The organism is Nonomuraea sp. NPDC003214 (assembly GCF_053590035.1).
Genome location: NZ_JBSFSX010000003.1, coordinates 339,609 through 360,772, shown reverse-complemented (window position 1 = coordinate 360,772; position 21,164 = coordinate 339,609). Strand labels below are relative to the sequence as shown.

Here is a 21,164-nt window from a genome sequence, read left to right as displayed (position 1 = left end):
ACCACACGCTACGACGGACAGTGACGGCCGTTGAGGAGGCCCGCCGGGCGGACCTCCTCAAAGACCAGGTCAAGCCGGGAGAGAGGCCACCCCCGGCGGCAGGAAGCGTGACTGCGAGTGACCGCTGCGGTCCAGGTACGGGGTGATGCCGCCCAGGTGGAACGGCCAGCCCGCGCCCAGGATCATGCACAGGTCGATGTCCTGGGGCGCGGCCACCACGCCCTCCTCCAGCATGAGCCGGATCTCCTCGGCCAGCGCGCCGAGCACCCGCTCGCGCACCTGCTCGGCCGTGGAGGGGCGGTCGCCGCCCGCGAAGAACGCCACCGCCTCGGGGTCGAGCGAGAAGTCCGCCCCGTACACGCCGGGCTTGCCGGAGGCGACGAGCTTGGCCAGGTTGGCCGAGACGCCGAACCGGTCCGGGAACGCCTCGTGCAGCGTCCCGGCCACGTGCATGCCGACGGCCGGGCCGACGAGCTGCAGCAGCGCGAACGGCGTCATCGGCAGCCCGAGGCCGTCCAGCGCGTGCTCGGCCGTCTCCAGCGGCGTGCCCTCGTCGACGGCGGTGATGACCTCGCCCATGAACCGGGTGAGCAGCCGGTTGACCACGAACGCCGGGGCGTCCTTGACCAGGACCGACGACTTCTTCAGCGACTTGCCGACGGCGAACGCGGTGGCCAGCGTGGCGTCGTCCGTCGCCGCGCCCCGGATGATCTCCAGCAGCGGCATGACCGCGACCGGGTTGAAGAAGTGGAAGCCGACCAGCCGCTCGGGGTGCTTCAGGTCCGCGCCCATCTCGGTCAGCGACAGCGACGAGGTGTTGGTGGCGAGCACGCACTCGGCCGAGACCACGGCCTCCACCTCGGCGAACACCTGCTTCTTGACCGCCAGGTCCTCGAAGACCGCCTCGATGACGAAGTCGGCGTCGGCGAAGGCGTCCTTGGTCAGCGACCCGGTCACCAGCGCCTTGAGCCGGTTGGCCTGGTCGCCGGAGATCCGGCCCTTGGCCAGCAGCTTGTCCACCTCGGCGTGCACGTACCCGACGCCCTTGTCCAGGCGCGCCTGGTCGAGGTCGGTCAGCACGACCGGGACCTCCAGGCGGCGGGCGAACAGCAGCGCCATCTGCGAGGCCATCAGGCCGGCGCCGACGACGCCGACCTTGGTGACCTTGCGCGCCAGCGCCTTGTCGGGCGCGCCGGCCGGGCGCTTGGCCCGCCGCTGCACCAGGTCGAAGGCGTACAGGCCGGCCCGCAGCTCGTCGCTCATCAGCAGGTCGGCCAGCGCCTCGTCCTCAGCCGCGAAGCCCTCGTCGCGGGAGGCCGTACGGGCCAGCGCGATGAGGTCGAGCGCCCGGTAGGGGGCCGGGGAGGCGCCGTGCAGCTTCAGGTCGACCAGGAAGCGGGCGTCGGCGACCGTCTTGTCCCAGTCGCCCGCCGTGTGGTCGGGGCGCGACACCTGCTCGGCGCCCTGGAGCACGCGGGCGGCCCAGCGCAGCGACTCCTCCAGGAAGTCGGCGGGCTCGAACAGGGCGTCGGCCACGCCGAGCTCGTACGCCTGCGCGCCCTTGACCATGCGGTTCTGGCTCATCGGGTTCTCGATGATCAGCTTGATCGCGTTGGCCGGGCCGACCAGGCGGGGGAGCAGCTGCGTGCCGCCCCAGCCCGGCACGAGGCCGAGGAAGCACTCGGGCAGCGCGACCGCCGGGACGCCGGAGGAGATCGTCCGGTAGGTGCAGTGCAGCGCGATCTCCAGGCCGCCGCCCATGGCCGCGCCGTTGACGAACGCGAACGACGGGATGCCCAGCTCGCCCAGCCGCCGGAACACGTGGTGGCCCAGCGCGCCGATGGCCAGCGCCTCCTCGCGGGAGGTCACCTGGGCCGCGCCCTTGAGGTCGGCGCCGACGCCGAAGATGAACGGCTTGCCGGTCACGCCCACCGCGACCAGGTCGGTGCGGGCGGCGATCTCCGACAGCGCGCCGTTGAGCGCGAACAGGCCGTGCGGGCCGAACGTGTTGGGCTTGGTGTGGTCGAAGCCGTTGTCGAGCGTGATGAGGGCCATCGTGCCCGCGCCGCCGGGCAGCTCGACGTCGCGGACGAGGGCCTTGGTCACCACCTCGTCGGCGTTGCGGTCGCTCAGCAGCGCGCGCCAGGTCTCGATGTCGCTCATGCCAGGTTCTCCCAGATCACGGTGCCGCCCATGCCCATGCCGACGCACATGGTGGTGATGCCGTAGCGCACGTCGGGGCGCTCGCCGAACTGGCGGGCGAGCTGCGTCATCAGCCGCACGCCCGAGGAGGCCAGCGGGTGGCCGAAGGCGATCGCGCCGCCGTAGGGGTTGACGCGGGGGTCGTCGTCGGCGATGCCGAAGTGCTCCAGGAACGCGAGGACCTGGACGGCGAACGCCTCGTTGATCTCGAACAGCCCGATATCCGAAATATCCAGACCTGCCAGGCGGAGGGCCCGCTCGGTCGACGGGATCGGGCCGACGCCCATCACCTCCGGGTCCACGCCCGCGAACGCGTACGACACCAGCCGCATCTTCGCGCTCAGACCCAGCTCCGCGGCCACGTCGGCGGCGGCGACCACGCAGCCGGTGGCGCCGTCGTTGATGCCCGACGAGTTGCCCGCCGTCACGTTGCCGTGCGGCCGGAACGGCGTCTTCAGCCCGGCCAGCGCCTCCGCCGTGGTGCCCGGCCTGGGCGCCTCGTCCTGGACCGCCAGGCCCCAGCCCTTCTCGGCCGTGCGGATCGCCGTCGGCACCAGGTCGGGCTGGATCTTGCCGTCGGCGTACGCCTTGGCGACCTTCTCCTGCGACAGCACCGCGTAGGCGTCGGCGCGGTCCTTGGTGATCGACGGGTAGCGGTCGTGCAGGTTCTCCGCCGTCATGCCCATGACCAGGGCGCTCGGGTCGACCAGCTTCTCCGACAGGAACCTCGGGTTCGGGTCGACGCCCTCGCCCATCGGGTGACGGCCCATGTGCTCGACGCCGCCCGCGATGGCCACGTCGTAGGCGCCGAACGCGATGCCGCCCGCCACCGTGGTGACCGCGGTCATCGCGCCCGCGCACATGCGGTCGATCGCGTAACCGGGCACCGACTTGGGCAGGCCCGCCAGCACCGCGGCCGAACGGCCGATGGTCAGGCCCTGGTCGCCGATCTGGGTGGTCGCGGCGATCGCGACCTCGTCGACCCGCTCGGGCGGCAGGCCGGGGTTGCGCCGGATGAGCTCGCGGATGACGCGGACGACCAGGTCGTCGGCGCGGGTCTCCGCGTACAGCCCCTTCGGCCCCGACCTGCCGAAAGGCGTGCGCACGCCGTCGACGAACACGACGTCACGAGAGGAAGGCACGGATTCGCTCCTCGTTGCTGGACAGCTTCCTCGCCCATGCTACTCGCCAGTAACTACTCCGCAGACGAGCGTCGCGGCCAGCAGGGCGTACACGACGGCGATGTGCGGGTCCCACAGGTGCGCGCGGGCGCCGACCAGGGCCACGACCCCCGCGACGGCACAGGCCCACGACGCCCGCCCCCACCCTCCCGTACGCGCCCCGCGGCCCGGATCCCACGGATCCCCCGGCACCTTCCCCGCCCACCCGGACGCCGCCCCCCGCCCCGCTCCCCCCGAACGCGACGCCGCGCCGACGCGGGCGGGCCCGCTGCGGGGAGGCGCCCACCGAGAGGCCCGGCCCATCCGGCCGGGCCTCTCCGCCCGCGTTTCCGCAGGCCCGCTCGGGGCGGCCGACGCCGACGGCGGCACCGCGCCGACGCGGGCGGGCCCGCTGCGGGGAGGCGCCCACGAGGCCGCGCGGCCGGGCGTCCGGGTGGTGGTCCACCAACCTGCGAGGCAGGCGATGGCGGTGAGGGGGATGGTCAGGGCGCCGGCGGGGGCGGGGTGGCCGGCGGCGGTGAAGAGCTGGGGCACCGCGCAGGCGAGCAGGACGAGCACCGCCCAGCCGGCCGCCACCGCGAGGCGGCCGAGGGCGAGCCCGGGAGAGGGCGGGGCGGCGTACAGCTCGCTCTCGCGGCGGCGGACGGCGCGGGCCCGCGCGCCCCAGACAGCCTGGGTGAGCGCCAGCGCGGGCGGCGCCCCGAGGCTGACGGCCAGCGCGAGCACGGCGAGCGGCAGCGTGTCCTGCCCGGCGGGAGCCCGTTCGGCGATGAGCTGGACGGCGCACAGCAGCGCGATCGACGAGGTCAGCGCAGTGCGGGCGGCCCGCCGTGCGGCGAGCGCCCGCGCGCGGAGGGCGGCCACGGAGGACGCGCCGGGAGGGGGCGCGATCTTGGTCGAGGGCATGGATGTCATGATGCGGGACAACGGTGTGTGACGTCCCGGATTCACCGAGTTCGCATGGAGCCCTGGTTCATCGGCGATCATTTCGGGCGATGGCCCGTTTCTCAGTATGCTGCCCGATCTGATCATCTTCTGAGGGGCGCAGCGTGGGAAACGCGAACTCACGGACCGCCCGGCGGCTGACCCCGGCGGGCTGGGTGGGCGTCGTGCTGACCGGCGTGCTGGTGGTGGTCACGCTGTCGGCGTACGGCTACTACCGCAGCATCTACGGCGAGCTGAAGCAGTCCGACCTCACCGGTCAGCTCGGCACGGACCGCCCCCGGGAGACCGGCGCGCTGAACGTGCTGCTCATCGGCTCCGACTCGCGCGACGGCGACAACAAGAAGTACGGGGCGCTGTCGCAGGGCAAGGGCGAGCGCACCGACACGATCATGTTGCTGCACCTCTCGCCCGACCGGGACAAGGCCACCATGATCAGCTTCCCGCGTGACTCGATGGTCATGATGCCGGAGTGCGAGCTGCGCGGCGGCGGCGTCCGCCCGGCGGGGATCGGCCAGATCAACTCCGCGTTCAACGACGGCGGCGTGGCCTGCACGATCAAGACGCTCGAAGCGCTCACCGACATCCACATCAACCACTTCGTGAAGGTCGACTTCACCGGCTTCAAGGGCATCATCGACGCGATCAAGGGCATCGAGATCTGCCTGCCCAAGGCGGTCAACGACCCGCAGGCCAAGTTCGTGCTCGGGCCCGGCAAGCACGTCGTCAACGGCGAGCAGGCGCTCGGCTACGTGCGCACCCGTTACGCGCTCGGCGACGGCAGCGACCTGAGCCGCATCCAGCGCCAGCAGGTGTTCCTCACCAAGGTGATGGAGAAGGTCACCGACGGCGGCCTGCTCACCGACCCGATCGCGCTCGACGCGTTCCTGCGCGCCGGGATCAAGGCGGTGACCGTCGACAGCGAGCTCACGCCCGAGCGGATGCTGGAGATCGCCAACAGCGTCAGCGGCATGACGGCCAAGGAGCTCAAGGGCATCACGGTGCCCACCGAGCCGTACCCGGCGGACAAGAACCGGGTCCAGTTCAGCGAGCCAGCGGCGTCGGACTTCTTCAAGCGGGTGCGCGAGGACGTGGAGGTGACGGCGACCAAGGGCCCGGCCGCCCCCAGCGCCGCCCCGAAGGTGAAGAACGAGCAGGTGCGCGTCCAGGTGCTGAACGCCACCGGCGAGCAGGGCAAGGCCGGCGTCGTGGCCGAGGAGCTGGCCGCGCAGGGCTTCGTCGTGACCCATGTCGGCAACGCCGCCCCGGCGGACACCACCACGATCCGCTACGCGAAGAAGGACGCCGCCCAGGGCCCCGCGTACGCCGAGGCGGTGGCCGCCCGGCTGTCGAAGGACAAGCGCACCCCGGTGGCGGGCAAGGTCAGGCCGGTGTCCGCGGAGCCGTACAAGAGCGCCGCCACGCCGCCCCCGGGCCCGTCCGTCCAGCTCGTCATCGGCGCCGACTGGCCCGGCGTCCGGGTCGTGTCGACGATCCCCGACTCGCTCAAGGACAAGGTCGTCGACAGCTCCACGAACCCGTGCCTCTAGTCAGGCGGTGACGCCCGCGTCCACCGCGATTGCCGCCCCCGTGATCGACCGCCCGCCCTCGCCCACCAGGTGGGAGACGGTCGCGGCGATGTCGCCGGGGTCGCAGTAGCGGCCCAGCGCCGTGTAGGAGCGCTCGTCGTCGGCGTCCGGGCCGTCGGCCGGGTTCATCTCGGTGTCGGTGGAGCCGGGGTGCACGAGGTTCGCGGTGATGCCGCGCGGGCCGAGGTCGCGGGCCAGGCCCTTGGTGAGCCCGCTGAGTGCCGACTTGCTCATCGCGTACAGGGTCCAGCCCGGGTACGGGACCCGCTCGGCCAGGCTGCTGCCGATCGTGACGATCCTGCCGCCCTCGGGCAGGTGCTTGGCCGCCGCCTGCGCCAGCACGAACGCCGCCCGCGCGTGCACGGCCAGCGTGCGGTCCACCTCGTCGAGCGTCACGTCCTCCAGGGGCCCGTACGGGGCGATGCCGGCGTTGCTGACCACCACGTCCAGCCTGCCGAACGCGGCCACCGTGTCCTCGACGGCGGCCACCAGGTCCTCGGCGCGCGCCGCCTCGGCCCGCAGGCTCAGGCCGCGCCGCCCGGCCGCCTCCACGTCCGCCACCACCTGTGCGGCCCTGCCGGCGGCCGAGGCGTACGTGATCGCCACGTCGAACCCGTCGGCGGCCAGGCGGCGCGCGATGGCCGCGCCGATGCCTCTGCTGCCACCGGTCACCAGAGCGACTCTCATCACTGCGTCTCCTTCTCAGTTAAGCGGAATCCGTTCCGCTTCAACAGTAAGTGGAATGCGTTCCGGATGGCAAGTGAGGGAAGATGAGGGGCGTGAGACGTGACGCGGCCCGCAACCGGGAGAGGATCCTCGACGCCGCGGCCGCCATCGTGGCCGCCGAAGGGGTCGCCGGGCTGTCGATGGCCCAGGTCGCCGCCGCCGCCGGGGTCGGGGTCGGCACCCTCTACCGCCGCTTCGGCGACCGGTCCGGGCTGGCGTACGCGCTCATCGACGAGCGCGAGCGGGAGTTCCAGGCGGCCTTCCTCGACGGGCCCCCGCCGCTCGGGCCGGGCGCCGAACCGCGCGAGCGGGTCCGCGCCTTCCTGGCCGCGCTCGCCGACCGGACCGTGGAGCAGCTCGACCTGCTGGTGATGGCCGAGACCGCGGGGCCGTACGCCCGGTTCGGGGGCGCGTACGACGCCTACCGCGCGCACCTCGCGCTGCTGATCGCGCGGCTGCGCCCCGACGCCGACGTCTACTGCCTGGCCGACGCGCTGCTGGCGCCGCTCGCCGCGCCGCTGCTGGCCCGGCAGGTGCGCGACCAGGGGGTGCCGATCGAGCGGGTCAAGGCCGCTCTGGACGTGCTCGCCGCCGGGCTCTGAGCCGTTCCGCGTCCGTTCCGCGTCCGTACTGCGTGTGGCCGGTGATGTTGCCGGAGTGACGGAAGTTACGCAGCGTAGTTTTAGCGAAACAGGTGAAATTTCCGGACAAGTTGGGGTTGATTCTGTTAAGAAAGGTCGCGGTCCGTATTCGTACTAGAGAGGCTCAGCGTGGCGCGCGACGAGAACGACAAGTCCTATGAGGACGCGCAGGGGCGAGCGTTAAACCCCGAGCTGACCGGCGACGTGCTGTCCCCCCGCTGGAGCACCGAGGACACCGACGAGCAGCCGGCCATCCAGGTCTCGGGCAGCGAGACGTACGTCCTGCACGCCGACGGCGCCTCCGAGCGCATCGGCGGCGACCAGCCGGCGCCCGCCCCGTACGCGGGCGACGCCTTCAGCGACCCCGCGTACGCCGCCGACGCGCTCTACACCGGCGACGCGGCGAGCGGCCCGCACTACACGGGCGACGCCCCCAGCGGCCCCCACTACACGGGCGACGCCGACAGCGGCCCGCACTACACGGGTGACGCGGCGAGCGGCCCGCACTACACCGGCGACGCCGACAGCGGCCCGGTGGACCGCGACGACGCCGACGAGCCCCCGTACCTGCCGCTCGACCGCGGCTACGGCGACGAGGCCGACGAGCCCAGGCGCGGCTTCCTCGGCTCCGGCTGGACCGACGGCTCCGGCGACGAGCACGACGGCGGCGAGCGCGAGGTGCGCCGCCGCACCCGGGTGCTGCTGGTCGCGGCGGCCGCCGTGGTCCTGGCCGGCGCGGCGGCCGGCTGGATGCTCACCGGCACGTCCTCCGACGACCCGTGCGCGGGCGGCAAGTGCGCCAGCGTCGGCGAGCTCAGCTCGCCCACCGCCCCGCAGGACGCCATTACGGACGTCCCGATCGGCGAAGCCACCGATACGGCCGCACCCGAACCCAGCGTCTCCCAGACCGTAACCCCCTCCCAGGAGCCGACCACGGCCCGGGTCCGCCCCACCCGCTCCCCGGCGATGAACGAGGCCCAGCCCACCCGCACCGCCCGGCAGTCCGCCAGGCCCACCACCCGCGCCACCCAGTCCCAGGTGCGCGAGATGAACGAGACCGGCGAAGACCAGGTCCGGCCCCAGGTCGAGGAGAAGAAGCCCAAGCCGACCAAGGAGCCGACCCCCGAGGAGCAGCGGACCACCCAGCCCCCCGAGCCCACCGAGCAGCCGCAGCCGCAGCCGTCGGAGAGCAAGAAGGGCGGACTGCTGGACATCCTGTTCCCCTGGGCCTGACGAGCCCCGGCACGCACGCTGTCATCCGGCGGCGAGGCGTGCGAGGATGCGGAGCCAGATGCCGGTCCGGCATACTGGAAATCGCTTTCCGGGAGGTCTCGTGGTCACGCTGGAGGACGTCGCCAAGCAGGCGGGCGTCTCGCTCGCGACCGCCTCGCGGGTGCTCAACGGCAGCACCCGCCAGGTCGGCGCGGCACTGCGGGCACGCGTCGAACGCGCCGCCGACGAACTGGGCTACCGCGCCAACATCGCCGCCCAGACGCTGGCCCGAGGGGCCGGCAACGTCATCGGCATCGTCGTCCACGACCTGACCGACCCCTACTTCGCCGCCCTCGCCGACGGCGCCATGCGCACCGCCGCCGGCGAACGGCTGCTCGTCATGGTCGGCACCACCCACCGCGACCCCGAGCAGGAGATCGCCTACGTGGCCACCCTGCACGCCCAGCGCGTCCGTGCCGTCCTCCTGGCCGGCTCCCGCGTCGCCGACGAACGCGTGACCGCCCGCCTCGCCGCCGAACTCGCCGCCTACCAGGCGAGCGGCGGCCGCGTCGCCTGCGTCGGCCAGGACCTCCTCGGCGTCGACACCGTCGCCCCCGCCAACCACGACGGCGCCGCCGCGCTCGCCCGCTCACTCGCCGGGCTCGGCCACACCCGCTTCGCCGTCCTCGCCGGGCCGCCGCACCTCCTGACCGCCGCCGACCGGTGCGCCGGATTCGTCACCGCCGTCCGCGACCTCGGCCTCCCGGCGCCGCGCGTCGTCCACGGGCCCTTCGACCGCGACGGCGGCTACACCGCCGCCCAGGAGACGGGCGACGCCACCTGCGTCTTCGCCGTCAACGACGTGATGGCCGTCGGCGCCCTGGCCGCCTACCGCGAGCGCGGCATCCGCGTCCCCGACGACGTGTCCGTGGCGGGGTTCGACGACATCGTCACCCTGCGTGACCAGGTCCCCTCGCTCACCACCGTACGGCTGCCGCTCAAGGACATGGGCGCCCGGGCCCTCGAACTGGCCCTGAGCGGCGGGGACTCTCGCGTGGTGGAGAACGTCCCGGGCGAGGTCGTCCTCCGCGAAAGCGTCAAACCCCTCCCTTGACCGAACCCCGTACAGGTGAACGCCCACTTCGCAGAGAGCGCCTCTCCAGGCGCAGGCCCTCCCAGGGGCTGCCCCCGGGGGGCCGGCCCGTCCCCGGGGGGTGGGGGCGTTTTCGCTGGGGAGGGCCAGCGGCCCGAGGGGGCGCGAACCCCGCCGTGGGACCGCAGCGGGAGGGGTCGGCCCGTCCGCCGGAGTGGCCCGTCCACGGGGTGGCCCGTCCATGGGGTGGCCCGTCCATGGGGTGGCCCGTGCACGGGAGTGGCCCGTGCGGGAGAGGGGCGCTGCCCTCACCACCTGCAAGAGCCCCCGAGGGGCGGGAGGGCCGCCGAAGGAGGGGCGTTCGTCCGGGATGGTCGGGCCAGGATGGGGTTCGGGGTCGTGAGTGAGGGTGAGGAGATGGCGATGCGGTTGGCGGTCAGCACGTTGGGGATGCCGGGTGCCGGGCTCGGGGAGGCGCTGGCGATGGCGGGGCGGTTCGGGTGTGCGGGGGTGGAGCTGCGGCTGCATGAGGACACCGGGGTGCATGCCGGGCTGGGGACGGGGGAGCGGCGGGAGGTGAGGCGGCGGGTGGCGGCGGCCGGGCTGGAGGTGTCGGCGCTGGCCGGGTACGTGCGGCTGTGCGAGCCGGGGGACGACGGGCCGGTGGTGGAGGCGCTGCTGAAGGATCTGAGGCTGGCCGCCGAGCTGGGGGCGGGCGGGGTGCGGGTGTTCCCGAGGGGGGACGATCCGGCGGTCGGGGCGCGGCGGCTGCGGGCGGTGGCCGGGGAGGCGGCGGCGCTCGGGGTGAAGGTGCTGGTGGAGACGCACGACCAGATGGCGACCGGGGCGGCCGTGGCGGCGCTGCTGAGGGAGGCCGGGGTGGCGCAGGCGGCGGCGCTGTGGGATCTGCTGCATCCGTGGCGCAACGGGGAGGAGCCGGCGGCGACGCTGGCGGCGCTGGCGCCGTATCTGGAGTACGTGCAGGTCAAGGATGCGGTGTCGGCCACGGACACGACGCCGGTGGCGATGGGCGAGGGCGGGGTGCCGCTGGAGGAGGCGGGCGGGCTGCTGCGCGCGCACGGCTATCGCGGCTGGGTGTCGCTGGAGTGGGAGCGGACCTGGTATCCGCAGGTGGCCCCGGTGGAGGAGATCCTGCCGGGGGCCGCCGCCTGGGTGCGGCGTTTCGGCGCTTAGATGGGGGGATGTCCGAGCTGAGAAACAAGGTGCTGGTCGTCGGGATGGACGGCCTGCGCTTCGATCGTGTCCTGGCCGTGCGGCCTCCCGTGCTGACCTCGCTGATGGCGTCCGGCGTGTACGGGACGAGCAGGCTTCCTTACGGTGAGCGGGAGGCGCCCCGTACGGAGTCGCCGGGGGAGGTCGTGCCGGAGCCGCATGAGGCGGTGCCGGGGACGATCCGGGCGCGCACCGACTCCGGGCCGGGGTGGTCGTCGATCGCCACCGGCGTGTGGCCCGACAAGCATGGCGTCGTGGACAACGGGTTCAGCGGCCAGCAGTTCACGAAATATCCGGACTTCTTGACTCGGGCGCTCCACGCCCGCCCCGGCCTCACCACGGCCGCGCTGTTCTCCTGGGCGGCGCTGGACGAGCACGGCGCGTTCGGCCGCGACATCGGGACCCGGGTGGTGCTCGACGGGTTCGCCTTGACGTTCGCCGCCGCCGACCGGGAGATCGCGGCCAAGGCCGAGCGCCTCCTGGCGGACGCCGGGCCCGACCTGACCTTCGTCTACCTGGGCGACACGGACGAGGTCGCCCACGACCTGGGCCCGCACGCCCCCGAGTACACGGCGGCGCTCCTCCTCCAGGACGCCGACCTGGGCCGGTTCCTGGACGCGGTGCGCGCCCGGCCGGGGTTCGCGGGCGAGCGCTGGACGGTGCTGGTCACCACGGACCACGGCCACGTCGACGCGGGCGGCCACGGCGGCACGTCCGACGAGGAGCGCACGGTCTTCGTCGCCGCCGCCCGGCTGGGCGAGGACCTGGGCGGGGTGGAGCTGCCCGAGGCGCGGCTGGTGGACGTGGCCCCGACGGCGCTGGCGGAGCTGGGCGTCGAGGCGGACCCAGCCTGGGGGCTGGAAGGGCGATCAATTTTCATCACTTGTTGAATTTCTGCCGGGAAAGGGGAACACTCGTCATGACGGCGCGTTGACGGCAGGAGAGCGACCGATGACGACGGCACTGGACTTTTCCCGGATCGACGGCGGCATGCTGGACGAGGTGGGCGGCAAGGGAGCCAACCTGGGCGAGCTCACCCGGGCCGGGCTGCCCGTCCCGCCCGGCTGGGTGCTCACCACCCGCGCCTACCGGCAGGCCGCCGCAGCGGCGGGCCTCGACGGCGTCATCGCCGCGGGCGGCGACGGGCTGGCGGAGAAGGCCAGGTCACGGCTGCTGGAGACGCCGGTGCCGCCGGAGGTCGCCGAGGCCGTGCTGGCCGCGTACACGCCGGGGCGGGCCGTCGCCGTGCGGTCCTCGGCCACCGCCGAGGACCTGCCGTTCGCCAGCTTCGCCGGCCAGCAGGACACCTACCTCAACGTGGTCGGCGAGCAGGCGCTGCTCGACGCGGTGCGCCGCTGCTGGGCGTCGCTGTGGACCGACCGGGCCGTCGCCTACCGCGAGTCCAACGGCATCGACCACGCCGCCGTCTCGCTGGCCGTCGTCGTCCAGGACATGGTGGACGCGCGGGTCGCCGGGGTGATGTTCACCGCGAACCCGGTGACGGGGCGGCGGCACGAGGCGGTCATCGACGCCAGCCCGGGGCTGGGCGAGGCAGTCGTGTCGGGCGCGGTCAACCCCGACCGGTTCGTCGTCCGCGGCGACGCCGTCGAGCGGCACGCCGGGGACAAGCGGGTGGCCATCCGCGCGCTGCCCGGCGGCGGCACCGAACGGGTCGAGACCGGGCACGAGGGCCTGTGCCTGACCGACGCCGAGGTGCGGGAGCTGGCCGCGCTCGGCGCCCGCGTCGAGGAGCACTACGGCGCTCCGCAGGACACCGAGTGGGCCATCGACGCCGCCGGACGGATCTGGCTCACCCAGGCCAGGCCGATCACCACCCTCTACCCGCTGCCGGAGCCGCGCGGCGACGGCCTGCGCGCGTACTTCTCCTTCAACGTGGCCCAGGGCGTCATGGGGCCGATCACGCCGATGGGGATCGCGGCGTTCCGGCTGGTCGGCTCCGGGGCCGCCGCCCTGTTCGGGTTCGCGCCCGCCGACCCGCACGACGGGCCGCGCGCCATGACGGAGTCGGGGCAGCGGCTCTGGCTCGACCTCACCACCCCGCTGCGCAGCCGCGCGGGCCGCGTCATCCTGCCGAAGCTGCTGCGCGTCGGCGAGGCGCGCACGGTCGCGCTCGTCGAGGGCCTGATGGACGACCCGAGGCTCTCGGTGATCCACCCCGGCCGCCGCCCGTTCGCCCGCGCCGCGCTCCGCTTCGCCCGCCGCGTGCGCGTCCCCGGGCGGGTGTTCGAGGCGCTGACCAGGCCGGAGCGGGCGCTGGCCCGTACCCGGCGGCTGGGGGAGGAGCTGGACCGGCGGCTCGCCCTGCCCGCCGCCGCCACCCCCGCCGAGCGGCTGGCCCACGCCGAGCGGGCGCTGACCGCCACCTTCCCGGCCATCATCTCGATCATGCCGTACGCGCTCACCGGCTACGGCCTGTTCGCGCTGTCGTCGCGGCTCTCCGGCGTGCCGATCGGCGACATGCAGGACGTGCTGCGCAGCGTGCCGAACAACCCGACCACCGAGATGGACCTGGAGCTGTGGGCCCTGGCCACCCGCGTCGAGCCCGAGCCGTTCCGCACGCTGCCGGTGCCCGAGCTGGTCCGCCTGCACCGGGCCGGCGAGCTGCCGCCGCGTGCCCAGCGCGGCATCACGGCCTTCCTGGACACGTACGGGCACCGCGGCGTCGCCGAGATCGACCTGGGCGTCCCGCGCTGGTCCGACGACCCGTCGCACCTGCTCGGCGTGCTGGCCAACTACCTACGCATGGACGGCGGGCCCGCGCCGGACGAGCTGTTCGCCAGGGGCGCCGCCGAGGCGGAGGCGGCCGTGGACCGCGTGGTGGCCGCCGCCCGCCGGCGGGCCCGGTGGCGGGGCGCCGTCGTCCGCTTCGGACTGCGCCGCACCCGCAGGCTCGCCGGGCTGCGCGAGCTGCCGAAGTTCTACCTGGTCAAGGTGCTCGCGGCGGTGCGGCACAGCATGCTCGCCGTCGGCGCGCACCTGGCGGAACGGGGGGTCCTGGAGGCGGCCGGCGACGTCTACTTCCTCACGTTCAAGGAGGCCCGCGCCGCCCTGGCCGGCGGCGACCCGCGCGACCTGGTGGCCGGGCGGCGGGCGGAGCGCGAGCGGGAGGCGCGCCGCCGTCACGTGCCCAGGATGCTGCTGTCCGACGGCACCGAGCCCGAGGCCCTGGCCACCACCGCCACCACTGCCGCCGCGGCGGACGGCGCGCTGACCGGCACCGCCGCCTCCGCGGGCACGGTGACCGCCACCGCCCGGGTGGTGCTCGACCCGGTCGGCGCGCACCTGGAGCCGGGCGAGATCCTCGTCTGCCCGTCCACCGACCCCGGCTGGACGCCGCTCTTCCTCACGGCGGGCGGCCTGGTGATGGAGATGGGCGGCGCCATGTCGCACGGCGCGGTGGTGGCCCGCGAGTACGGCATCCCGGCCGTCGTCGGCGTGCCCGGGGCCACCCACCGCATCACCACCGGCGACACCGTCACCGTCGACGGCGCCGCCGGGACCGTCACGACGCCATGACCACGTCCGCGTAGCGGGCCTTCATCGTCGCCACCACCTCGTCGGGGTCGGCGGCCCAGACGTCGGCGTTGAAGATCTCCACCTCGACGTCGCCGGTGTAGCCGGCCTCGGCCACGGCCCGGGTGATCGGCGGGAAGCCGATCACCCCGTCGCCCATCATCCCCCGGCCCAGCAGCACGTCCGCCGGGAGCGGGTGCAGGTAGTCGCACACCTGGTAGGAGGCGATCCGGCCGGCCGCGCGGGCGATCTGCTCGTGCAGCGCCGGGTCCCACCACACGTGGAAGGTGTCGACCACCACCCCGACCTGCTCCTGCGGATGGGCGAGCGCGAGGTCGAGCGCCTGGCCGAGCGTCGACAGCACCGCCCGGTCCGGACAGTAGACCGGGTGCAGCGGCTCCAGCGCCAGCCGCACCCCCCGCTCCCCGGCGTACGGCGCGAGCGCGGCCAGCGCCTCGGCCACCCGCTGCCTGGCCCCGGCCACGTCCCGCGAGAAACCGGCGGGCGGCGGCTCGCCGGGCGTCACCCCGGGCAGCCCGCCCACCACCATGACCAGGCAGGCGGCCCCCAGCTCGGCGGCCTCGTCCACGGCCCGCCGGTTGTCGTCCAGCGCGGCCCGGCCCCGCTCGCCGGACAGCTCCCCGGCGGTCAGGAAGCCGCCCCGGCACAGCGACGAGACCCGCAGCCCGCTCTCGCGCACCAGCCTGGCGCTGCGCGCGAGCCCGTGCTCGGCCACCTTCTCCCGCCACAGGCCGATCGCCTCCAGGCCGTGCCGGACGCACCCGTCGACGGCCTCGGGCAGCGTCCAGCGGCGGGTCGTCCACTGGTTCAGCGACAGGCTCACAGGCCGTTCACCTCCAGCAGCACCTTCATCCGGTGCACGGCCAGCTCCTGGTCCGCCAGCAGCCCCGCCTGGTCGGCCAGCCGGAACACCTCCGCCAGGTGCGTGATCGAGCGCGCCGACTGGGCGCCGTTCACCATCGCGAACCCGTCCTGGTGGCCGTTCAGCCAGGCCAGGAAGACGATGCCGGTCTTGTAGTGATAGGTCGGCGTCTCGAAGATCTTGCGCGACAGCGGCACCGTCGGCGCCAGGATCTCCTCGTACTGGGCCAGCAGCCGCTCGCGGCCCGCCTCGTCGCAGGCGGCCTCGGCGGAGTCCAGCACCCGCAGCGCCATCGCGGCGGCCGGCGCGATCGCGTCGAAGATGCCGAGCAGCGCGTGCGAGCCGGACCTGATCAGCGACGGGTAGTTGAAGTCGTCGCCGGTGTAGAGCCTGACCCCGCCGGGCAGCGCGGCCCGCAGCCGCACCTCGTGCTCCTCGTCAAGCAGCGACACCTTCACCCCGTCGACCAGCGGCGCGTGCGCGTGCACCAGCTCCAGGAACGACTCCGTCGCCGCGGCGACGTCCCGCGAGCCCCAGTAGCCGGCGAGCTGCGGGTCGAACATCTCGCCCAGCCAGTGCAGGATCACCGGCCGTCGCACCAGCCCGAACACCTTGCCGTACACCCGGTGGTAGTCGCGCGGCCCGCCCGCCAGCCGGGCGAGCTGACGCGACGCCATGACGATCACGCCGGCGCCCGTCTCCTGGACGGCCTCCACCTGCTCGGCGTAGGCCGCGGTGACGGCGTCCAGGCCGGCGGCGTCCGGCGCGTGGTCGGTGCCCGCGCCGCACGCCACCAGCTCGGCCGGGTCGCCGAACGCGCGCGCCTCGGCGGCGCTGCGCCGGATCAGCTCCCGCGTCGCCGCCCAGTCCAGCCCCATGTTGCGCTGCGCGGTGTCCATCGCGTCGGCCACCCGCAGCCCGTACGACCACAGGTGGCGGCGGAAGCCCAGCGTCGCGTCCCAGTCGACGGCGGCCGGGGCGCCCGGCGCGTTGCCGCCGCGCGGGTCGGCCACCACGTGCGCAGCCGCGTACGCCACCCGGCTCACGGCGGGCGTGCCGGGCACCGGCCAGGTCACCGGCTCCCGCAGCGTGTAGGCGCCGCCCGGCAGGTCGATCCTCACAGCTGCGGCACCTCGATCCTGCGGCCCTCGGCGGACGAGCGCAGCCCCAGCTCGGCGAGCTGCACGCCGCGCGCGCCCGCGGCGAAGTCGTACGGGAACGGCGCGTCCTCCAGCACGTGCCGGACGAACAGCTCCCACTGGATCTTGAACCCGTTGTCGAACTCCCCGTTGTCGGGCACCTCCTGCCAGCCGTCGCGGAAGCGGGCGGTGGCGGGCAGGTCGGGGTTCCAGACGGGCTTGGGCGTGGCGGCACGGTGCTGGATCCGGCAGCCGCGCAGCCCCGCGACCGCGCTGCCGTGCGTGCCGTCCACCTGGAACTCGACCAGCTCGTCCCGGTTCACCCGGACCGTCCAGGACGAGTTGATCTGTGCGACGATGCCGCCCGCCAGCCCGAACACGCCGTAGGCGGCGTCGTCGGCCGTCGCCTGGTAGGTCTCGCCCCGCTCGTCCACCCGTTCCGGGATGTGCGTGACGGCCTGGGCGTAGACGGACTCGACCCGGCCGAACAGGTTCTCCAGCACGTAGTGCCAGTGCGGGAACATGTCGAGCACGATGCCGCCGCCGTCCTCGGCCCGGTAGTTCCACGACGGCCGCTGCGCCTCCTGCCAGTCGCCCTCGAACACCCAGTAGCCGAACTCGCCGCGCACCGACAGGATCCGCCCGAAGAAGCCGCCGTCGATCAGCCGCTTGAGCTTGAGCAGCCCCGGCAGGAACAGCTTGTCCTGCACGACGCCGTTCTTGACGCCGCGCGCGGAGGCGGCCTCGGCCAGCGCGACCGCCTCCTGCACCGACTCGGCGGTGGGCTTCTCGGCGTAGACGTGCTTGCCCGCCTCGATGGCCTGGAGCACGGCCTTGACCCGGGCGGAGGTGACCTGGGCGTCGAAGTAGACGAGGTTGTCCTGGTCGGCGAGCGCGGACTCCAGGTCGGTGGTGTGGTCGGGGATGCCGTGGCGGGCGGCCAGCGCGGCCAGCTTGTCGGCGTTGCGGCCGACGAGCACGGGCTTCAGCGTGACGCGGCTGCCGTCGGAGAGCGTCACACCGCCCTGCTCGTTGATCGCCAGAACGGAACGGACCAGGTGCTGGCGGTAGCCCATCCGTCCGGTCACGCCGTTCATCACGACGCCGATGGTGCGCACGCTCATGGGAGTCCTTTCGAGGAAAGCGCTTTCCCGAACGGTACGGCGGAGCCGCCGGAGGCGTCAAGTGCCTTACTCCCGGGACTCCAGCCTGGCCAGCGCCGCGGCGATGGGACGAGCGGTCAGCCCGAGCTGCCACTCGCGGGCGCCCAGCCCGCGCAGCCTGGCCGTCACGCTCTCGTCGGTGATCTCCTCCGGCGGCTCCCACGTGAGCCTGCGCACCGCGTCGGGCTGCAACAGGTTCTCCGTCGGCATGTGGTGCTCGTCGGCCAGCGCCGACACCACCGCGCGGGCCGCGGCCAGCCGCCTGGCCGCCGCCGGGTCGCGGTCTGGCCACCGGTTGACCGGCGGCGGCCCGTCGCCCGGCGTGCTCGGCTGCGGAAGCTGCCCGTCGGGCAGGGCCCGCGCCCTGGTCACCGCGGCCAGCCAGTCGTTCATGTGCCGGCGCGCGCTGCGCCCGGTGAACGCAGAGATCTCGGTGAGCGCCTTCTTCGTGCGCGGCCCCTCCAGGGCGGCGCTGACGATCGCCGCGTCGGGCAGCACCCGGCCCGGCGCCAGGTCGTTCTCGCGGGCGATCCGGTCGCGCATCGTCCACAGCTCGCGCACGATCGCCAGCGCCCGCACGCTGCGCACCTTGTGGATGCCGGACGTGCGCCGCCACGGGTCGGAGCGCGGCGCGGGCGGCGGCGTGCCGAGCACCGCGGCGAACTCCTCCTGCGCCCACTCCAGCTTGCCGCTCTCGGCCAGCTCCTCGTGCAGCGCGTCACGGAGCTCGACCAGCACCTCCACGTCGAGGGCGGCATAGCGCAGCCAGTCCTCGGGCAGCGGCCTGGTCGACCAGTCGGCGGCCGAATGGCCCTTCTCCAGCCGCAGCCCGAGCACCGTCTCCACCATCGTGCCGAGCCCGACCCGCTCGTAGCCGAGCAGCCGGCCGGCCAGCTCGGTGTCGAACATCCGGCGCGGCCGGAACCCGATCTCCATCAGGCACGGCAGGTCCTGCGAGGCGGCGTGCAGCACGACCTCGGCGCCGGCCAGCGCGGCGTCCAGCTCCGACAGGTCGGGGCAGGCCACCGGGTCGATGAGCGCGGTGCCGGCGCCGGCGCGGCGTAGCTGCACCAGGTAGGCGCGGTTGCCGTAGCGGTAGCCGGAGGCCCGCTCGGCGTCGACGGCGACGGGGCCGGTGCCCGCGCCGAACGCGGCGACGGCACGGGCCAGCGACGCGGCGTCGGCCACGACCGGCGGGATGCCCTCGCGCGGCTCGAGCAGCGGGACCACGGTTCGTTCTTCTGTCATGAGCGCACCGCCCTCACGACCACGCTGCTGTGTTGACTTGTGCCCTCACTTCGTTCGGTCACTCTCCGGATCATCGCGTCGGCGGGGCATGGCGGCCACATCCGGCGGAAGCGGCGGAATCCCGGCGGCCACGCACATGAGATCGCACCAGGCGGCCACATGTCCGGACAGGTCCTCCTCTGCGGGGGACCAGGACGCCCGCAGCTCGAGCTCGGTGGTGACCGGATCCTCGGCCTTGTTGCCGAAACCCTCGGACACCGCTCTGGTCACGGTACCGCCAGCCGCGGAGTAGTCGGCGTGATGGGCGTCGAGCGCCTCGGTCAGCCAGCTCCACGCGACGGGCCCGAGCAGCGGGTCGGAGGTGATCTCCGGCTCCATGTCGGCCCGCACGTAGGCCACCAGCCGGAACGGGCCGTCCCAGCCGCGCTGGCCGTCGGGGTCGTAGAGCAGGATCAGCCGCCCGACCGCGAGCTCGTCGTCGTCGCGGTAGACCGACGCGCCGATCGCCGCCGAGTGCGGGGCCAGCCGCTGCGGGGCCGGCAGGTCCTCGAGCTCGATCTCCGGCCGGACCTCGGCCGGCCGCAGGCTCTCGACCGCGCGCCTGAAGGCCGCGGGAGCCGGTGGACGGTCACCGAGGGTCATAGTCGAAGAGTAGGTCGAAGCGGGACGGAAGGGGACCACGGGGGTACTCATCGGTGGCGATCAAACCGCGGCCGTCACCAGCGGCCGGGCGCATTCGGCCAGGCCGAGCCAGATCGCGTGCCCGCACTCGGCGCACGCCCACTCGGGGCACTCGCCGGGCTCGTGCCCGTCGGAGCAGGCCGGGCGCTCGAACAGCCGCTCGCCGGCGCACGTCACGCAGTGTCCAAAACGGTGCTCCCCCTGGAGCACGGAACTCCGCAACGCGGTCATCGCACCAGTCATCGAACCGGGGCCTTTCTTCGGGACGTGGCTTCGACGTTGGCACGAGCCGCCGACATTTCCCCGCAACGCGCTCGGCGTGTCCCGAAAGTGGTCGCTGAATCGATGCCGCGCGGTGGGTTTGCGAAGTTTTGGCCCAGCCGAGACCGCCTCTCTGGTCGCCCATGGGGTGTGCGCGACCCGTGAAGGGTCCCGACGCCGGGCCGGCCGGTAAACATGCATTCCGCTATCTGATCATGAATTGGGGCGCGCCAGGCATATTTTTCCGACACCGCCTTCCGGCACCGCCTTCCGGTGGCGGGGGCGAGCGCACCTCATGGCACCCTTGAGGGGTGAACCTCGCCGACTCAGCGTTCCTGCGTGCCTGCCGCCGTCAGCCCGTCCCGCACACCCCCGTCTGGTACATGCGGCAGGCCGGTCGTTCGCTGCCCGAATACCTGAAGGTCCGCGAGGGCGTCCCGATGCTGACCGCCTGCGCCACGCCCGACCTCATCGCCGAGATCACCCTGCAGCCGGTCCGCCGCTACGGCGTCGACGCGGCCATCTTCTTCAGCGACATCGTGGTGCCCCTCAAGGCCATCGGCATCGACCTCGACATCAAGCCCGGCGTCGGCCCCGTCGTCGCCGACCCGATCCGCGACGCCAGGGGCCTCCAGGCGCTGCGTCCCCTGGAGCCCGGCGACGTCCCGTACGTGACCGAGGCCATCCAGGCGCTCACCGGCGAGCTCGGCGGCACCCCGCTGATCGGCTTCGCCGGCGCGCCGTTCACGCTCGGCTCCTACCTGATTGAGGGCGGCCCGTCCAAGAACCACGACCGGACCAAGGCCATGATGTACGGCGAGCCCGCGCTGTGGCACGACTTCATGGAGCGGCTGACCGGCATCGTGCTGGAGCACCTGCGCATCCAGGTGGCGGCGGGCGCCTCGGCGATCCAGCTATTCGACTCCTGGGTGGGCGCGGTGCCGATGGCCGACTACCGCGAGTTCATCCTGCCGCACACCCGCCGCATCTTCGCCGGCCTGCCGGACGTGCCGCGCATCCACTTCGGCGTCGGCACCGGCGAGCTGCTGGGCGTGCTCGGCGAGGCGGGCGCCGACGTGGTGGGCGTCGACTGGCGGGTGCCGCTCTCCGAGGCCGCCCGCCGGGTCGGTCCCGGCAAGGCGCTGCAGGGCAACCTCGACCCGGCGATCCTGCTGGCCCCGTGGGAGGTCGTCGAGCGCAAGGCCCGCGAGGTGCTGCGCGAGGGCGCCGCGGCCGAGGGCCACGTGTTCAACCTGGGCCACGGCGTGCTCCCCAACACCGACCCCGACCAGCTCAAGCGCCTGACCGACCTGGTCCACGAGGCCGCCTGACCGGCCACCGGCCCCGTTCCTGCCGCGCCCCGGCTCGCCGAGCCGGGGCGCTTTGGCATGCCCGGTGACGCCGCCCGTGCCCGATCCGCCCGGCTTGGTGCGATG

At 73.8% G+C, this 21,164-nt stretch carries 18 protein-coding genes; 8 read left to right on the top strand and 10 right to left on the bottom strand.

The window, feature by feature from the left end; all coding sequences use genetic code 11:
* Positions 1 to 69 precede the first annotated feature (69 nt).
* The 3 genes from ACWDXC_RS10600 to ACWDXC_RS10590 are packed head-to-tail and all read right to left on the bottom strand — an operon-like array spanning position 70 to position 4,289.
* Positions 70 to 2,163, bottom strand: a complete 2,094-nt coding sequence (locus tag ACWDXC_RS10600; RefSeq protein WP_449980378.1) for a 3-hydroxyacyl-CoA dehydrogenase NAD-binding domain-containing protein — start codon at positions 2,161 to 2,163, stop codon at positions 70 to 72.
* A complete protein-coding gene (locus tag ACWDXC_RS10595) occupies positions 2,160 to 3,323 on the bottom strand; it encodes a thiolase family protein (RefSeq protein WP_219507835.1) in 1,164 nt (387 codons plus the stop codon). Before ACWDXC_RS10595 ends, ACWDXC_RS10600 begins: the two co-directional genes overlap by 4 nt.
* A 60-nt stretch (positions 3,324 to 3,383) precedes the next feature.
* The gene (locus ACWDXC_RS10590; protein WP_449980376.1) at positions 3,384 to 4,289 is read right to left on the bottom strand and encodes a hypothetical protein; all 906 of its coding nucleotides are present in this window, start codon (positions 4,287 to 4,289) and stop codon (positions 3,384 to 3,386) included.
* A 143-nt stretch (positions 4,290 to 4,432) separates the two neighbouring features.
* Between ACWDXC_RS10590 and ACWDXC_RS10585 the strand changes: the two genes are divergently transcribed.
* The gene (locus ACWDXC_RS10585) at positions 4,433 to 5,875 is read left to right on the top strand and encodes an LCP family protein (RefSeq protein ID WP_449980373.1); all 1,443 of its coding nucleotides are present in this window, start codon (positions 4,433 to 4,435) and stop codon (positions 5,873 to 5,875) included.
* Here the strand turns inward: ACWDXC_RS10585 and ACWDXC_RS10580 are convergent, their stop codons facing one another.
* Positions 5,876 to 6,601, bottom strand: coding sequence for an SDR family NAD(P)-dependent oxidoreductase (locus ACWDXC_RS10580; RefSeq protein ID WP_219517994.1), 726 nt, complete (start codon positions 6,599 to 6,601; stop codon positions 5,876 to 5,878).
* Positions 6,602 to 6,684: 83 nt separating this feature from the next.
* Between ACWDXC_RS10580 and ACWDXC_RS10575 the strand changes: the two genes are divergently transcribed.
* From ACWDXC_RS10575 to ACWDXC_RS10550, 6 genes are all read left to right on the top strand, one after another.
* Positions 6,685 to 7,242 carry a TetR family transcriptional regulator gene (locus ACWDXC_RS10575; protein WP_449980371.1) on the top strand — a complete coding sequence of 186 codons (558 nt, stop codon included), beginning with the start codon at positions 6,685 to 6,687 and terminating at the stop codon, positions 7,240 to 7,242.
* A gap of 168 nt (positions 7,243 to 7,410) precedes the next feature.
* On the top strand, positions 7,411 to 8,514 hold the full coding sequence (locus ACWDXC_RS10570; protein WP_449980369.1) for a hypothetical protein: 1,104 nt from the start codon (positions 7,411 to 7,413) through the stop codon (positions 8,512 to 8,514).
* 58 nt (positions 8,515 to 8,572) lie between these two features.
* Positions 8,573 to 9,607: a LacI family DNA-binding transcriptional regulator gene (locus ACWDXC_RS10565; RefSeq protein ID WP_449980366.1), complete on the top strand. Its 1,035-nt coding sequence runs from the start codon at positions 8,573 to 8,575 to the stop codon at positions 9,605 to 9,607.
* 396 nt (positions 9,608 to 10,003) lie between these two features.
* Positions 10,004 to 10,780: a sugar phosphate isomerase/epimerase family protein gene (locus ACWDXC_RS10560; protein ID WP_449980363.1), complete on the top strand. Its 777-nt coding sequence runs from the start codon at positions 10,004 to 10,006 to the stop codon at positions 10,778 to 10,780.
* An 8-nt stretch (positions 10,781 to 10,788) separates the two neighbouring features.
* Entirely contained in the window at positions 10,789 to 11,709 is a 921-nt protein-coding gene (locus ACWDXC_RS10555; RefSeq protein WP_449980360.1) for an alkaline phosphatase family protein, read from the top strand.
* A 61-nt stretch (positions 11,710 to 11,770) separates the two neighbouring features.
* Complete coding sequence (locus ACWDXC_RS10550; protein WP_449980357.1) at positions 11,771 to 14,356, top strand: PEP/pyruvate-binding domain-containing protein; 2,586 nt, start codon at positions 11,771 to 11,773, stop codon at positions 14,354 to 14,356.
* Here ACWDXC_RS10550 and ACWDXC_RS10545 read toward each other — a convergent pair.
* From ACWDXC_RS10545 to ACWDXC_RS10520, 6 genes are all read right to left on the bottom strand, one after another.
* On the bottom strand, positions 14,343 to 15,197 hold the full coding sequence (locus tag ACWDXC_RS10545) for a sugar phosphate isomerase/epimerase family protein (RefSeq protein WP_449980354.1): 855 nt from the start codon (positions 15,195 to 15,197) through the stop codon (positions 14,343 to 14,345). The two genes, ACWDXC_RS10550 and ACWDXC_RS10545, sit on opposite strands and share 14 nt — an antisense overlap.
* Entirely contained in the window at positions 15,194 to 16,357 is a 1,164-nt protein-coding gene (locus tag ACWDXC_RS10540) for a dihydrodipicolinate synthase family protein (RefSeq protein ID WP_449980351.1), read from the bottom strand. The genes ACWDXC_RS10545 and ACWDXC_RS10540 overlap by 4 nt, the downstream gene beginning before the upstream one ends.
* Entirely contained in the window at positions 16,354 to 17,499 is a 1,146-nt protein-coding gene (locus tag ACWDXC_RS10535; RefSeq protein WP_449980348.1) for a Gfo/Idh/MocA family protein, read from the bottom strand. The genes ACWDXC_RS10540 and ACWDXC_RS10535 overlap by 4 nt, the downstream gene beginning before the upstream one ends.
* A 66-nt stretch (positions 17,500 to 17,565) precedes the next feature.
* A complete protein-coding gene (locus ACWDXC_RS10530; RefSeq protein ID WP_219518008.1) occupies positions 17,566 to 18,786 on the bottom strand; it encodes a ribonuclease D in 1,221 nt (406 codons plus the stop codon).
* Positions 18,787 to 18,831: 45 nt separating this feature from the next.
* Positions 18,832 to 19,428 (bottom strand): DUF3000 domain-containing protein, encoded by a 597-nt coding sequence (locus ACWDXC_RS10525; RefSeq protein ID WP_049567020.1) that lies wholly within the window; start codon positions 19,426 to 19,428, stop codon positions 18,832 to 18,834.
* 60 nt (positions 19,429 to 19,488) lie between these two features.
* A complete protein-coding gene (locus ACWDXC_RS10520) occupies positions 19,489 to 19,644 on the bottom strand; it encodes a hypothetical protein (protein WP_219518012.1) in 156 nt (51 codons plus the stop codon).
* A gap of 395 nt (positions 19,645 to 20,039) precedes the next feature.
* Here ACWDXC_RS10520 and hemE point away from each other — a divergent pair, with 395 nt between their 5' ends.
* Positions 20,040 to 21,059, top strand: coding sequence for a uroporphyrinogen decarboxylase (gene hemE, locus ACWDXC_RS10515; RefSeq protein ID WP_449980343.1), 1,020 nt, complete (start codon positions 20,040 to 20,042; stop codon positions 21,057 to 21,059).
* Positions 21,060 to 21,164 lie beyond the last annotated feature (105 nt).